A 14,930-nucleotide genomic window follows, 5' to 3' on the forward strand; every position below is an offset into this window, starting at 1 on the left:
CCTCATCCGATGTTCGACAGTTTCAGCAGATGCCGCAGGTCGTTAAGCAGATCCTTGCCCTTCACATTCGGCTCGTAACGCAGCACCAGATTGCCGTGCGGGTCGACGATCCACAGCTGCGGCACGGCTTTGTCGCCGGTGGTCTTGTTGAACACGCCGGCATCCAGCGGATAGCGCTGCAGCTGCGGATATTCACGGTCGAGTTTGGCGGCGTAATCGGTGCTCAGTGGTTGCGCGGCGGCGAGGGCGTGGCTGGCCCGCCCGGCTTCGCGGCCGAGGCTGATCTGGATCTGCCGCGCCAGATAAACCAGTTGCTGGCAATCGACGGCGCAATCCTTCGGCGCCGTGACCAGAATCTGCCAGCGCTGCTCGTCGGCCTGCACGCCGAGGTCGGCGCGGGTCTGGCCGTTGCCGATCAGCTCGCCGTGATAGCTGCGTCCTTCCGGCACCCAGAACTGCAATTTGTACATGCCGGTGGCGAGCAGCATCGGCCCGACCACGCCAAGCACGATCAGCAACAACTGAATGCGCCCGCGCCGGCGGCTGGGGGCAGGTTTGGCCTCAGACATGCTGGGTGGATTCATGGCGCTTCCCATGGCGTTTCTCCTTTGCGTTGTGCCAGCCCAAATAGAGGTAGAGCCCAAGCAGGGCCGTGGCCATGGCGAACCATTGCACGGCGTAGCCGAGGTGTTTTTCCGGGCCCATCGCGACTACCGGCCAATCGGTCTGGTAACTGGCCGGGCCGGGTTCGGCGCGTAATTCGTAGGCGAAGCCGTCGCGCTCCAGGGTTTGCCACAATTTGCCCGGCTCGACGGCGGTAATGGTTTGCGGCCAGACATCGCTGACCGGATCGGCGTGCAACTGGAACGTTGCGCCGGGAGCGACATAGACCCAGGCGTCGAGCGTCAGCGCCTCGGCGGGTGTCGTGAATTGCGGCGGCACACGCCGGTCGGGCCAAGGCAGCCAGCCGCGATTGACCAGCAGCCAGAGACCGCTGCGTTGATCCTGAAACGGTTGCAGCAATTCTACGCCGACCTTGCCGCCACGCTGGCGGTTGTCGAGCAACAGTGTATGGGCGGGGTCGAACTGGCCTTGCAGGCGCACGCGGCGGTAAGCCGGGTCGGCGCTGGCGAGCAGTTCACTGCTGGCCAGCGGTTCGGCCACGCGACGTTCGGCATAACTGGCCAGCAGCGCGGTTTTCTCCGCGCCCCGGCCCAGTTGCCAGAAGCCCAGCGCAACCATCAGCGGCAGCAACAGCGCCACCACGACAGTGGGAATCACGCCCGGGCGAAAGCGCTTCATGGGCGCGCCATAAAGTCAGTCATCGCGATCGCTATACTCAAGTGCATCGCCTGTCCCCCGGAGTCTTGCCATGTTCAAAGCAGCGATCGTCCTGATGCTGATTGCCACGGTCGTCAGCCTGTTCAGCGGCCTGTTTTTCCTGGTCAAGGACGACAGCAGCTCCAATCGCCTGGTCATCGCCTTGAGTGTTCGGGTGGCACTGGCCGTGGTCACCGTCGGCCTGATGGCCTGGGGTTTCTACAGCGGCCAACTGGTGTCCCACGTACCGTGGTAGCTGCAAGCGTTGAGCTACAAGCTGCAAGTTAGAAGCCTTACCGCTTTTACTTGAAGCTTGCCGCTTGAAGCTTGCAGCTGCCGTCAAAGCACATAGACGAAGAAGAACAAACCGATCCACACCACGTCGACGAAGTGCCAATACCAGCTCGCCGCTTCGAAACCGAACTGGTGCTCGTTGTCGAAGTGGCCCTTCATGATCCGCATCAGCATCACGAACAGGATGATCGTGCCGATGGTCACGTGGGCGCCGTGGAACCCGGTAAGCATGAAGAACGTCGCGCCGTAGATGCCCGAACCGAGGGTCAGCCCCAGCTCTTGGTAGGCGTGGATGTATTCCTCGGCCTGGAAACCGAGGAACGCGATGCCCAGCAGTACGGTAATCGCCAGCCACAGTTTCAGTGCGCCGCGATGGCCTTTCTTCAGCGCATGGTGGGCGATGGTGATGGTCACGCTGGAGCTGACCAGCAGGATCGTGTTAATCAGCGGCAGGCCCCAAGGGCTGATGACATCCTTGGGCGGTGGGAACAGTTTCGGGTCGGGGTTGTTCAGCAACGGCCAGACATATTCGAAGTTCGGCCAGAGCATTTCCGACAGGCCCTTGCTGCCTTCGCCGGCCAGCCCGGGTGCGGACACGACGCGGATATAGAACAGCGCGCCGAAGAAGGCGACGAAGAACATCACTTCGGAAAAGATGAACCAGCTCATGCCCCAGCGGAACGAGCGATCCAGTTGCGGACTGTACAACCCCGCACGACTTTCCTTGATCACCGCGCCGAACCAGCCGAACAGCATGTACGCCAGCAGCAGGCCGCCGACGAAAAAGATCAGCGGGCCGTGGGAATCCGGGCGTGCGGCCTTGAGATCGTTGAACCAGGTGGCGAGGCCGTACACGGTGACGAACATCCCGAGCGTGGCGATGATCGGCCATTTGCTCTGGGCCGGGACGTAATAATGCTCATGAGTAGCCATTTATTGTTCTCCTTATCGGCCACGCTCAACCGCCAGTGTTAACAGCCACCGGCGGATGTCGGGCGGTGATATCGAACAGCGTGTAGGACAGCGTCAGGTGCTTCACTTCCTTGGGCATGTCGCGGTCAACGATGAAACGCACCGGCATTTCGATCTGTTCACCGGGTTGCAGCACCTGCTGGGTAAAGCAAAAGCATTCGGTCTTGTGGAAAAACGCCGCCGCGTTGCTCGGCGCGATGCTCGGCACCGCTTGCGCACTCATCGGTTTGTCGGTGGGATTGCGCGCGATGAAAACCATCTCGTTGACCGCACCGGGATTGGCGGTCATCTCGTCGTGTTTCGGGTAAAAGTCCCACGGCATGTCGGCGGTGTTGGTCGAGAGAAACTGCACGCGCACCTGGCGCGAGGTGTCGACCACTTGCTCGCCCGCATACTGGCCGCCGGTCTTGCCGTTGATGCCGAAGGCTTTGCACATCACGTCGTAGATCGGCACCAGGGCGAAGCCGAAGACAAACATCGCCACTACCACCAGCAGCAGGCGGGTGACGAGTTTCTTCAGCGAGATCGAGTCAGCCATGATTTTCAGCCTCCCTCGTGTTCCCCGGTGGCCGGTGATGCTTTGTGATGAGGGGATTTATCCCCGACCGGCTGCGCAGCAGTCGTAAACCCGGCGCATGCGGTGTGCCTGATACACCCCGATTGCAGATTTTGGGGCTGCTGCGCAGCCCAACGGGGATAAATCCCCTCCCCACAAGGGATCTGTGTACATCCACAGAAGATCTGTGAGCGTCCACTGGGGATCTGTGCCTCTGCACACATTGCAAAAAACAGGAGGTGTTCATTTCACTTCCGGCGGCGTGGTGAAGGTGTGATACGGCGCCGGCGACGGCACGCTCCACTCCAGCCCTTCGGCGCCGTCCCATGGTTTCGCCGGGGCCGGTTCGCCGCCACGGATGGTCTTGATGACGATGAACAGGAAGAAGATCTGCGTGGCGCCGAACATGAACGCACCGATCGACGAGACCATGTTGAAGTCGGCGAACTGCAGGTTGTAATCCGGAATCCGTCGCGGCATCCCCGCAAGGCCGACGAAGTGCATCGGGAAGAAGGTGAGGTTCATGCCGACGAACGACAGCCAGAAATGCAGCTTGCCGAGGGTTTCGTCGTACATGTGCCCGGTCCACTTCGGCAGCCAGTAATAGGCCGAGGCGAAGATGCCGAAGATCGCCCCGGGCACCAGCACATAGTGGAAGTGCGCGACAACGAAGTAGGTGTCCTGGTACTGGAAGTCCGCCGGGGCGATCGCCAGCATCAGCCCGGAAAAACCACCGATCGAGAACAGAATGACGAACGCCACGGCAAACAGCATCGGCGTCTCGAAGGTCATCGAGCCCTGCCACATGGTGCTCGCCCAGTTGAACACTTTCACACCCGTCGGCACGGCGATCAGCATGGTCGCGTACATGAAGAACAACTCGCCCACCAGCGGGATGCCGACCACGAACATGTGGTGCGCCCAGACAATGAACGACAGGAACGCGATGCTCGCCGTGGCGTAGACCATCGAGGTGTAGCCGAACAGAGGTTTGCGCGCGAAGGTCGGGATGATCTGGCTGACCGCGCCGAACGCCGGCAGGATCATGATGTACACCTCGGGGTGGCCGAAGAACCAGAACACATGCTGGAACAGCACCGGGTCACCGCCGCCGGCAGCACTGAAGAAACTGGTGCCGAAGTGAATATCCATGAGCATCATCGTCACGCAGCCGGCGAGCACCGGCATCACTGCGATCAGCAGAAACGCGGTGATCAGCCAGGTCCAGACGAACAGCGGCATTTTCATCAGGGTCATGCCGGGCGCGCGCAGGTTGAGGATGGTCGCGACTACGTTGATCGCGCCCATGATCGAACTGATGCCCATCAAGTGGATGGCGAAGATAAAGAACGTCACGCTTTCCGGTGCGTAGGTCGTCGACAGCGGCGCATAAAAGGTCCAGCCGAAATTCGGTCCGCCGCCCGGGGTGAACAGTGTCGAGACCAGCAGCAGAAACGCCGCCGGCAACAGCCAGAAGCTGAAGTTGTTCATCCGTGGCAGGGCCATGTCCGGCGCGCCGACCATCAACGGAATCATCCAGTTGGCGAGACCGACGAATGCCGGCATCACCGCACCGAACACCATGACCAGACCGTGCATGGTGGTCATCTGGTTGAAGAATTCCGGCTGGACGATCTGCAGGCCGGGCTGGAACAGCTCGGCGCGAATGACCATGGCGAACGAGCCGCCGAGCAGGAACATGCAGAAGGCAAACCACAGGTACAGCGTGCCGATGTCCTTGTGGTTGGTGGTCAGCACCCAGCGCATCAGGCCTTTGGCGGGGCCGTGGGCGTGGTCGGCGTGACCGTGGTCATCGATGACAGCGCTCATGGCCGGTCTCCTTCACGAAAGTGGACGGGGCAGGCCAGGGCGCGCTGCCCCGACCGGTTCACTGAATACGCAATTGACCGGCTCATTTGCTTTCCGCCTGTTTCAGCTCCAGCACTTCTTTTGGCGTGACCATGTCGCCCTTGTTGTTGCCCCAGGCGTTACGTTCGTAAGTCACGACCGCTGCGATATCGACTTCCGACAGCTGCTTGCCGAACGCCGCCATGGCGGTGCCGGGTTTGCCGTGGAAGACAATGCCCAGGTGATCCTTGATCGGCCCGGTGGCGATTTTCGAGCCCTTGAGTGCCGGGAACATCGGCGGCAGGCCCTGGCCTTCGGCCTGGTGACAGGCCACGCAAGTGGTGTGGTAAACCTTGTCGCCGCGCTCCTTGAGCTCGTCGAGGGTCCATTCCTTGCTGGTCAGTTCTTTGAGCTGCGCGGCCTCGGCCTTACGCTCGGCGAGCCATTTTTCGTAGTCGGCCTGCTCCTTGACCTCGACCACGATCGGCATGAAGCCGTGATCCTTGCCGCACAATTCGGCGCACTGGCCACGGTAGAGGCCGGGTTTGTCGATGCGCGTCCAGGCCTCATTGACGAACCCGGGAATCGCATCGCGCTTGACCGCAAACGCCGGCACCCACCAGGAGTGAATGACGTCGGCGGAGGTCACCAGAAAGCGCACCTTGGCGCCGATCGGCAGCACCAGCGGCTTGTCGACTTCGAGCAGGTAGTGCTCGCCCTTGGCTTCTTTGTTGTGAATCTGTTCGGCGGGGGTGGCGAGGTTGCTGAAGAACTCGACGTCCTGGCCCAGGTATTTGTAGTGCCACTTCCACTGATAACCGGTGATCTGGATATCGATGTCCGGCTCGCTGGTGTCGTACATCTTGATCAGCGTCGCGGTGGCGGGGACGGCCATGGCCACCAGGATCAGCAGCGGCACGATGGTCCACATGATCTCGACGCCGGTGCTTTCGTGGAATTTGGCCGCGACCTGGCCCGTAGAGCGGCGGTGCACCATCATCGACCAGAACATGGCGCCGAAGACGATGATCCCGATCACCACACAGATCCAGAAAATGGTCATGTGCAGGTCGAATACTGCGTGACTGATTTCAGTCGCTCCAGGCGCCATATTCACAGTCCATGCCGCGTTGGCCGGGCTGAAAATCGACCACAACAGGAGGCCCATCCAGACATGTGGATGTCGCATCATTGCGGGTTCCCCTTATCGTTCTTGTTATCCCGCCGGCGTATCGCCTGCGGCAAGGGAGCGGCTGCATCAGACTACGAACTTGAATCGCCGGGCCTTGCTGCGGGTGCAGTCGGGCGTCATCAGCTAACTCCATTCATTGGCGAGTATAGACAGCGCCCGGGAATTGCAACCCGGGCACGTAAATGAGCTGAAACACCCGCTGCTTGCGTTCAAGTGCCCGAATGGAGAAGGATGCAGACGAGTGGTGGCGAATGGATATAACGCAGCTGCATCAAGGATGAAATAATTATGACAAATGCGTCTTAGCGTTTTTCGTAAGCCAGCTAAGTTATGTCTTCCCTATTTCATTGCCTTGTTTCCTGGAGTTTTCATGAACACCGCCGCATTGCGCGAGCAGATCCAAAAAGCCCAACAGCACGAAAAAGATACCGGCCTGCTGACCCGTCAGCTGGAAAGCAAGCTGCCTCACCTGCACCCGGCGATCCAGTTGCCGGAAGCCGACGCCCAGGGCGTGCTGACGCGTTTTGTCGCCGCCTACATCGATGAAGTACCGGACCTGCTGGATGCAGCCAATGAAGTCGCCAGGGAAGCGGGAATCGAATCGCAGATCAAACCGGTGCTGAAAATCGCCGAGCACTATTTCCTCCAGCCGCCGGCGATCATGGCCGGGCATGTCGGCTTGGACAGCCTGCTCGACGAGGCCTATCTGGCACACCGTTTTGTCGAAGAGGTCAACGACCTGTACATCAAGCATTTCGGCCAGCCACTGATCCCCTTGGACATGACGGTCGCCAACCTGATTGCTCACCAATTGATCGGTGAGGAATTCGCCAACCAACTGGACGAAGCGGTGCATCACGCGATTGACGAGATGCTCAACGAAGAAAGTTTTGCCCTGGAATCGGTAGAAGCCTACCGCGAAAAACTCAGCAGCCCGGACACTGGCGCGGCGTGGAAACGCTGGCCGTGCATGAGCCGCCGGTTGGGTGTGGGTCTGGAACTCGACCAGCCCGCTGCCTGATTTTCTTGTGTCATAAATCCAGTGTGGGAGCGAGCCTGCTCGCGAATGCGGTCGATCATTCAACATCTCTGTTGGCTGATACACCGCTTTCGCGAGCAGGCTCGCTCCCACAGGGTTTGCGTTATGAGGTCGACTTCTAACCCGCCGCACCAATCCCGGTATTGGTCCGCACCCGGCCTTCCAGCCGTCGCTTCAACCCACGCGATTCGATCAACAGCTTCGAACCCTTCGCCGCATTCGCCCGGCCCCATTCCTCAAGCAACTCGAGACACGAATGGTCGATGTAGCTCAGGTTGTTCAGCGGCACATGCACCGTGGTGCCGTGGGGAATGCTGCCCAGCACTTGAGTCAGCGCCGGCACTTTGAGGAACGTCGCCGCGCCGACCAGACGCAATTCCATCTCGCCGTCCTGCGGCAAATCGATCAGGCTGATCTTCAGGCGCGAAGCCTTGAATGCCAGCTTCAACATGGTCAGACCGAAGCCGATCAGCACACCGGTGAGCAGGTCAGTGAAGATGATCGCCAACGCTGTAGCGGCATAGGTGAACATCGGCATCCGCCCGTACCGACCCAGACCACGGAAGGCTTTCAGGTCGACCAGTTTGAAACCGGTATACACCAGCACGCCCGCCAGGCTCGCCACCGGAATGCTTTGCAGCACGCTCGACAGTAACAGCACGAATGCCAGCAGCCACAGGCCATGGAAAATCGTCGAGTAGCGCGTGGTCGCACCGGCCTGGACGTTGGCCGAACTGCGCACGATCACTCCGGTCATCGGCAGCGCGCCGACCAGACCGCAGAGCATGTTGCCGACACCTTGCGCCGACAGTTCACGGTCGAAGTCCGAACGCACGCCGCTGTGCATGCGGTCCACCGCCGCGGCGGACAACAGGGTTTCGGCACTGGCGATAAATGCCACGGCGAACGCGGCAATCAGCAGTGTCGGGTCGGCCAGACTCATCAGGTCGGCCGGCTTGAGCCAATCGATCGCCTCGGCCAGGTTCGCCGGTACCTCGACGCGCTTGACCTGCAACGCCAGCATCAGGCTCGCCACCGTCGCCAGACCCACACCGAGCAATGCGCCGGGAATGAAGCGCAGCGAATGCGGGCGGAATTTTTCCCACAGCCACATCACCGCAATCGTCGACAGACCGAGCAGACCCGCCTGCCAGCCGAACGATGGCAAGGCCTGCGCCACGGCCGCTGGGAACGCCGTGAGGTTGTCCAGCCCGGAAGGCTGCGGCTTGGCATCGAGCATCACATGGATTTGCGAGAGCACAATCAACACGCCAATGCCCGCGAGCATGCCGTAGACCACCGCTGGCGCCGTGACCCGAAACCAGCAGCCAAGCTTCAGTCGCCCGGCGACCAGTTGCAGAAAACCGGCGAGCAGCAGGATCGGTCCGAGCATCTCGACGCCATGCTGGCGCACCAGCTCGAAAACCAGCACTGCCAGACCCGCCGCCGGACCGCTGACCTGCAACGGCGACCCCGCCAGCCAACCGACCACCAGACCGCCGATGATGCCGGTGATCAGACCCTTGGCCGGCGGCAGCCCTGAGGCAATCGCGATGCCCATGCACAGCGGCAGGGCGACCAGAAACACAACCACGGAGGCGAGCAGCTCCCGTGGCAACACAGCTTTCAATTGAGCCGCACGCATGGCGATTCTCCCGAAGTTTTCTTCAGGCGTGGCGAGGCCGGACCGCTGAATCAGCGGCCGGCGTCATACCACACAGATTGTTGGGAAGATTTAGAAGCGCGCTTTGGGCGTCGCCACAGGAATCGGATGGCTGCCGTCGAGAGGCAGGAAACGACCCTGGTCCGCGTCGTAAGCTTTGATTTCGCTGGTTTCGATGTTGTAGACCCAGCCATGGATGAACAGATGACCGTTCGCCATGCGCGAGGCTACCGAAGGATGGGTACGCAAGTGCTGCAGTTGGGCGATGACGTTTTCCTCGGTGAGGATCGGCATGCTGTCTTTTTCGTCGGTGCAGTTGCAGTTGTCGTGCACCATGGTTTTCGCGACTTCAGCGTGGCGCAGCCAGGCTTTGACCGTCGGCATTTTTTCCAGGCTGTCGGGGTTGAGTACAGCGCGCATGGCGCCGCAATCGGAGTGGCCGCAAATGATGATGTGTTGCACGCCCAGCGCCAGTACCGCGTATTCGATCGCGGTGGAGACGCCGCCGTTCATCTGACCGTAGGGCGGCACTACGTTGCCGACGTTACGGGTAACGAACAGATCGCCCGGTGAGCTCTGGGTGATCAGCTCGGGAACGATGCGCGAGTCGGCGCAGGTGATGAACATCGCCTTGGGCGCCTGAGCGGTGGCGAGCTTCTTGAACAGTTCTTCCTGCTGCGGAAAAACGTCATGGTGAAAGCGTAAAAAGCCATCAACGATCTGTCGCAGTGCTGCATCGGCGGATTGTGCTTCAGGGCTTTGCGCCGAGGCAGCCAACGACTGTTTATCCTTGTCACTCATGATTCATCCTCTTGTGCGGATTCAGGGAGTCTTCCCCGGTATTCCGGTATGAAGCCAGTGGCTGTTTAAACCATCCGGGTCATCCCGACCCGTCAGTCACTCGATGAACAAGGTAGCCGCCGAAACTTAACTGAAACTGAATCAAACGCTCTAGAACGTGTGTTCCAGGTCACAAAAAACGTGACTGGAGTGTTTCGGCGGAAGGATTCCAACCCGTCAACCCAAAGCCAATTGTCGCTAAATCAACGACATCTGGCGACCCGGCGGACAGAAGGCCGAGCAGTCGAGGTTATAGCCCTCGCGTTTGTTCAGGCCAAGCTTTTTGATGGCCTTGGCAAATCTTTGTGCGAGCAGGTCGGCAAACGGTCCTTCGCCGCGCATCCGCGCACCGAAACGGCTGTCGTAGAGTTCGCCGCCGCGACTCTGGCGGATCAGGCTCAGCACATGGGCGGCACGTTGCGGATAGTGCGCCTGCAACCACTCCTCGAACAGCGGCGCGACTTCCAGCGGCAGGCGAAGCATCATGTAGGCAGCGCTTTGCGCACCGGCAGCGTGGGCCTCGGTGAGCAGGCTTTCGATTTCACTGTCATTGATCATCGGAATCATTGGCGAACACAGCACGCCGACCGGAATCCCTGCTTCACGCATGACCCGGATCGCACGCAGGCGTGCCTTGGGCGCAGCGGCGCGGGGTTCGAGGATGCGTTTGAGTTCATCATCCAGCGTGGTCAAGCTGATCATCACCGTTACCAGCCGTTGCTGCGCCAACTCGGTCAGCAAATCGAGATCGCGCAGAATCAGCGAACCTTTGGTGACAATGGTCACCGGATGCCGGTAACGCAGCAGCACTTCCAGGGTTTGACGGGTGATTTTGTATTCGCGCTCGATGGGCTGATACGGGTCGGTATTGGAGCCGAGATTGATCGGCGCGCATTGGTAGCCGGGTTTGCTCAGCTGTTCTTCGAGGACCTGGGCGGCATTGGTCTTGGCAATCAGCCGGGTTTCGAAATCCAGGCCCGGTGACATGTCCCAGTAGGCGTGGCTGGGCCGTGCGTAGCAATAGATGCAGCCGTGTTCGCAGCCGCGATAGGGATTTATCGAACGGTCGAAGGGCAGATCCGGCGAGGTGTTGCGGCTGATGATCGATTTGGCCTTCTCGATGATCACTTCGGTGTTTTGCGTCTCTGGCACTTCCTGATACCAGCCATCGTCCTCGGCCACCGAACGACTCGGCGCAAAGCGGTTGTGCGGGTTGGTTGCGGTGCCGCGACCGCGAGGTGGCAATGGAGTAGACATGAAAACGCCCCGATACTGTATATGCGCACAGTATCGGGGCGATCCTCATCTGGCTAGTGCCGTCGGGCGAGTGGTCAGTTGTGTTGCGTCACTTGGCCCAGATCGTCACCGGAGGTCTGCTTCATATCCTCCGTACGCAACTCGGCAACATCGGCAGCTTTCACCGGTGCACCCTTGTTGCCCCAGCTGCCACGAATGAAACTCACCACATCCGCGACTTCCTGATCCGACAGGCGCCAGGCGAAACCGGGCATGGTGAAGGTCGATGGCGCGGTGTGTGTCGCCGGCAAAGTCCCGCCCTTGAGCACGATGTGAATCAGCGAGGTCGGATCGTCGGTTTGCAGCACCGGATTGCCCGCCAGCGCCGGGAACACCCGGGTGTAGCCATGACCATCGGTACGGTGGCAGGCCGCGCAGTTGTCGATGTACACCGACGCGCCGCGTTGGCTGTCGTCACCGTTCCACAGCGCTTTGGCTACTTTCTCGTCGTACTGATGCGGCTGATCCGCCGGGTCATTGGCCGGCAGTGATTTGAGATAGCGGGCAATCGCGGTGAGGTCGGCGTCGCTCATGTACTGCATGCTGTGGGTGACCACATCGCTCATGCCGCCGAACACTGCGCTGCGATCACTGCGCCCGGTCTTGAGGAACTGCACCAGTTGTTCTTCGCTCCAGCTGCCGAGGCCATCCTTGTGATCGCCGCGCAGGCTCTTGGCGATCCAGCCTTCCAGCGGCGCGCTGCCAGCGAGGAATTCGCTGCCGTCCGCCGCGCTCAGGGATTTTTCCTGCATGGTCAGCGCACGCGGGGTGTGACAGGCGCCGCAGTGGCCGAGGCCTTCGACCAGGTACGCGCCACGATCGATCACCGGGTCGGCCGACGTGGCCTGGTAATCCTCGACCTTCGGTGCGAACAGCCAGCGCCAGCCCATCAGCGGCCAGCGCATGCTCAACGGCCAGGGAATGTCGCTGGCCTTGTTCTCCTGCGCCACCGGTTCGACGCCGTGCATGAAGTAGGCGTACAGCGCTTGCATGTCGACCTGGTTGACCCGCGCGTAGGACGGATAAGGCATCGCCGGGTACAACGTGCTGCCGTTTTTGGCCACACCGTGGCGCACGGCCTGGTCGAAGTCCTCGAAGCTGTAATCGCCCAGGCCGGTTTTATCCGGGGTGATGTTGGTCGAGTAGATCGTGCCGATCGGCGTCTCCATCGGCAGACCGCCGGCGAACGGCTTGCCGCCCTTGGCCGTGTGGCAGGCCACGCAGTCGCCGGCGCGGGCGAGGTATTCGCCTTTTTTGATCAAGGCTTGATCAACTTCAGCCGCATGGATAGCGGCGCTGCCGAGCAGGGCGAGGGTGGCGATAACGAAAGTTTTCATGGTCATCGCTCCTTAAGCCTGCACCAGCGGGCCGGGGTTTTTCAGGTACTGCTCGCGGATCGCTTTTGCCGACCAGTAGGTCAGCGCCGCCACCAGCCCGGTCGGGTTGTAGCCCAGGCCCTGCGGGAACGCCGAGGCGCCCGGGACGAAAACGTTGTGCACGTCCCAGCTCTGCAAATAGCGGTTCAGCGCGCTGGTCTTCGGATCAGTGCCCATGATCGCGCCACCGTTGAGGTGGGTGGTCTGGTACGAGGCGGTGTTGAAGTGGTCGTCGACCTGCTTGCCGATCACCGCAATGGCTTTCGGGCCCATGGCTTGGGCGATCTTGCCCATTTTCTCGACCATGAAGCGGTTCATCTTGATGTCGTTTTCCTGCCAGTCGAAGGTCATGCGCAGCAGCGGCAGGCCGTAGGCATCGCGGTACACCGGGTCGAGATCGAGGTAGTTGCCACGGTAGGACTGATGCGCGCCGTGGGCGTCCATTGACACCTGGTGGGTGTAGTAATCGGCGGTGGCGCGTTTCCACGCGCTGCCCCAGGCCGGTGTGCCCGGCGGGTTGGAAGTACCGGCAATCGGGCGGCTGCCAGCCTGGTTGACCCACATCGGCGAACCGCCGACGAAGCCGTGCGGGCCGTGATCGAAGTTATCGGCGTTGAAGTCGTCCACCGCCACGCCGTTGCCGCCAGCGCCGATGAAGTTGTTGGTGTGGGTGTCCTTGTCGAAGAAGGCCTTGATAGTGGCCATGTTCTGGTAGGCAAAGTTACGCCCGACCACGCCTTCGCCGCTGATCGGATCGTAGGGTTTGCCGATCCCGGAGAGCAGCATCAGACGCACGTTGTGCAACTGGAATGCGCCGAGGATCACCAGGTCCGCCGGCTGTTCGATCTCGCGGCCCTGGCCGTCGATGTAGGTGACGCCGGTGGCTTTGGACTTGCTGCTGTCGAGGTTGACCCGCAGCACATGGGAGTTGGGCCGCAGCTCGAAATTCGGCAGGGGCTTGAGCGCCGGCAGAATGTTCACGTTCGGCGAGGCTTTGGAATACATGTAGCAGACGTAGCCGCTGCAGAAACCGCAGAAATTGCACGGCCCCATCTGTGCGCCGTAGGGATTGGTGTACGGCCCAGAGGTATTTGCCGAAGGCAGGTTGTAGGGTTTGTAACCGACTTCTGTGGCCGCTTTGCCGAACAGCTGTGCGGATACGGTGTTCTTCTGCGCTTCAAGCGGAAACGGATTGGAGCGATCCGCCGCATAAGGGTTACCGCCCTTGCCCTGACCGACCAGTTGGCCCTTCACCGTCCAGGCCTGGCCGGAGGTGCCGAAGACTTTTTCCGCGAAGTCGAAAAACGGTTCCAGCTCTTCATAGCTGACGCCGAAATCCTGAATGGTCATGTCCTTGGGGATGAAGCTTTTGCCGTAGCGTTCTTCGTAGTGGCTGCGTATACGCAACTCGATCGGGTCGACGCGAAAGTGCACGCCCGACCAGTGCAGACCGGCGCCGCCGACGCCATTACCCGGCAAAAACGCGCCCAACTGGCGGTTGGGCAGGGCGATGTCGTTGACGCTGTGGCGAATGGTCACCGTCTCTTTGGAGATGTCCTGAAAGAGCTTTTTCCGCACGCTGTAGGTGAGTTCGTCGATCACCTGTGGATAGTTGCCGTCGGGGTAAGTGTCCTGCATCGGCCCGCGCTCCAGCGCCAGCACGTTGAGACCCGCTTCGGTCAGCTCTTTGGCCATGATCGCGCCGGTCCAGCCGAAACCGACGATGACTGCATCAACCTTCTTCATTACCGTTGCCATGCTTACGCCCTCTCGCCGCGAATCGACACTGCCGGGAAGGGGTATTGCTCGTTGCGTTCCACCCAATCCATGAAATCGGCGCGGGCGCCGGGGAAACCGATCATCGTCCAGCCGACCATGCCTTTATTGCCACCGTGGATCGGGTCGCAGAAGAAACCTTCCTTGGTGTTTTGCAGCAGCAGATTGAAGAAAATCTTCGCCGGCACCGCATCGAACTGCGGCTTGCCAGCTTCAAGTTGCTTGAGCAAATCGTCTCGGGTAGCGCTGTCTTGCTCGGCAAATGTTTTACCGCTGAGACCTTTTACCCACTGATCCGTGGCGGCGATGCCGAGGCGATAGATGTCTTTGGGCACCAGTTTGCTCTGCCAGCCCATCTCCGGCGCAGCGTCGGCATTGAACGGGCCTTGCATGTACCAGAGGGCACCGGCGGCGTACGGGGTGTTCATCTGCCGGTCGATGTATTCCGGCACGCCGGCTTCAAGCGCGCCCGGGCCTTGCGCGTCGTTGGGGATCAACTGGGCGACGGCGGCATTGATGAACGCCCATTCTTCAGCGGTGAAAAAGCTCGGCTGATAATCACCGGCGCCAGCAGCGGCCGGTTTTGCTGCGGCCGGCGCCGGTGCGCTTTCAGGTGCGGCTTGCAGCACGCTGCTGCCCAGGCCGGTACCGGCAAGCGTGACCACCGGAATCAGGGTCAGGGATTTGCGCAAGAACTCACGCCGCGGGTTGTCTCGATCTTGATCAGACATGGGGGGCACCTCATCAGGCATAGAAGT

At 60.8% G+C, this 14,930-nt stretch carries 14 protein-coding genes; 2 read left to right on the forward strand and 12 right to left on the reverse strand.

Going from position 1 to position 14,930, the window contains the following annotated elements; translation table 11 throughout:
* Nucleotides 1–2 precede the first annotated feature (2 nt).
* Nucleotides 3–596: a hypothetical protein gene (locus BXA01_RS16490; protein ID WP_076564842.1), complete on the reverse strand. Its 594-nt coding sequence runs from the start codon at nucleotides 594–596 to the stop codon at nucleotides 3–5.
* Nucleotides 562–1,302, reverse strand: coding sequence for an SURF1 family protein (locus BXA01_RS16495; RefSeq protein WP_076564844.1), 741 nt, complete (start codon nucleotides 1,300–1,302; stop codon nucleotides 562–564). Before BXA01_RS16495 ends, BXA01_RS16490 begins: the two co-directional genes overlap by 35 nt.
* Before the next feature lie 70 nt (nucleotides 1,303–1,372).
* On the opposite strand from BXA01_RS16495, the gene BXA01_RS16500 reads away from it, so the two are divergent.
* Nucleotides 1,373–1,576 (forward strand): twin transmembrane helix small protein, encoded by a 204-nt coding sequence (locus BXA01_RS16500; RefSeq protein WP_024015001.1) that lies wholly within the window; start codon nucleotides 1,373–1,375, stop codon nucleotides 1,574–1,576.
* An 83-nt stretch (nucleotides 1,577–1,659) separates the two neighbouring features.
* Here the strand turns inward: BXA01_RS16500 and BXA01_RS16505 are convergent, their stop codons facing one another.
* From BXA01_RS16505 to coxB, 4 genes are all read right to left on the reverse strand, one after another.
* Nucleotides 1,660–2,547: a cytochrome c oxidase subunit 3 gene (locus BXA01_RS16505; protein WP_076564846.1), complete on the reverse strand. Its 888-nt coding sequence runs from the start codon at nucleotides 2,545–2,547 to the stop codon at nucleotides 1,660–1,662.
* Nucleotides 2,548–2,572: 25 nt separating this feature from the next.
* Nucleotides 2,573–3,124 carry a cytochrome c oxidase assembly protein gene (locus tag BXA01_RS16510; RefSeq protein WP_076564848.1) on the reverse strand — a complete coding sequence of 184 codons (552 nt, stop codon included), beginning with the start codon at nucleotides 3,122–3,124 and terminating at the stop codon, nucleotides 2,573–2,575.
* Between the two features lie 261 nt (nucleotides 3,125–3,385).
* Nucleotides 3,386–4,972, reverse strand: coding sequence for a cytochrome c oxidase subunit I (gene ctaD, locus BXA01_RS16515; protein WP_042609004.1), 1,587 nt, complete (start codon nucleotides 4,970–4,972; stop codon nucleotides 3,386–3,388).
* Between the two features lie 82 nt (nucleotides 4,973–5,054).
* A complete protein-coding gene (gene coxB / locus BXA01_RS16520; RefSeq protein WP_076564850.1) occupies nucleotides 5,055–6,182 on the reverse strand; it encodes a cytochrome c oxidase subunit II in 1,128 nt (375 codons plus the stop codon).
* 370 nt (nucleotides 6,183–6,552) lie between these two features.
* On the opposite strand from coxB, the gene BXA01_RS16525 reads away from it, so the two are divergent.
* Nucleotides 6,553–7,203 (forward strand): hypothetical protein, encoded by a 651-nt coding sequence (locus BXA01_RS16525; RefSeq protein WP_076564852.1) that lies wholly within the window; start codon nucleotides 6,553–6,555, stop codon nucleotides 7,201–7,203.
* 136 nt (nucleotides 7,204–7,339) lie between these two features.
* Here the strand turns inward: BXA01_RS16525 and BXA01_RS16530 are convergent, their stop codons facing one another.
* The 6 genes from BXA01_RS16530 to BXA01_RS16555 form a co-directional block, all read right to left on the reverse strand.
* Nucleotides 7,340–8,866, reverse strand: a complete 1,527-nt coding sequence (locus tag BXA01_RS16530) for a SulP family inorganic anion transporter (protein ID WP_071173969.1) — start codon at nucleotides 8,864–8,866, stop codon at nucleotides 7,340–7,342.
* 90 nt (nucleotides 8,867–8,956) lie between these two features.
* The gene (locus tag BXA01_RS16535; protein WP_016772323.1) at nucleotides 8,957–9,685 is read right to left on the reverse strand and encodes a carbonic anhydrase; all 729 of its coding nucleotides are present in this window, start codon (nucleotides 9,683–9,685) and stop codon (nucleotides 8,957–8,959) included.
* Nucleotides 9,686–9,922: 237 nt separating this feature from the next.
* Entirely contained in the window at nucleotides 9,923–10,981 is a 1,059-nt protein-coding gene (locus BXA01_RS16540; protein ID WP_076564854.1) for a PA0069 family radical SAM protein, read from the reverse strand.
* 74 nt (nucleotides 10,982–11,055) lie between these two features.
* On the reverse strand, nucleotides 11,056–12,357 hold the full coding sequence (locus BXA01_RS16545; RefSeq protein ID WP_076564856.1) for a c-type cytochrome: 1,302 nt from the start codon (nucleotides 12,355–12,357) through the stop codon (nucleotides 11,056–11,058).
* A gap of 12 nt (nucleotides 12,358–12,369) precedes the next feature.
* A complete protein-coding gene (locus BXA01_RS16550) occupies nucleotides 12,370–14,154 on the reverse strand; it encodes a GMC family oxidoreductase (RefSeq protein ID WP_076564858.1) in 1,785 nt (594 codons plus the stop codon).
* Between the two features lie 2 nt (nucleotides 14,155–14,156).
* Nucleotides 14,157–14,903 carry a gluconate 2-dehydrogenase subunit 3 family protein gene (locus BXA01_RS16555; RefSeq protein WP_076564860.1) on the reverse strand — a complete coding sequence of 249 codons (747 nt, stop codon included), beginning with the start codon at nucleotides 14,901–14,903 and terminating at the stop codon, nucleotides 14,157–14,159.
* Between the last annotated feature and the right edge of the window lie 27 nt (nucleotides 14,904–14,930).

It is taken from the genome of Pseudomonas sp. B10 (assembly GCF_900156235.1).
GTDB classification, from domain to species: Bacteria; Pseudomonadota; Gammaproteobacteria; order Pseudomonadales; family Pseudomonadaceae; genus Aquipseudomonas; species Aquipseudomonas siliginis.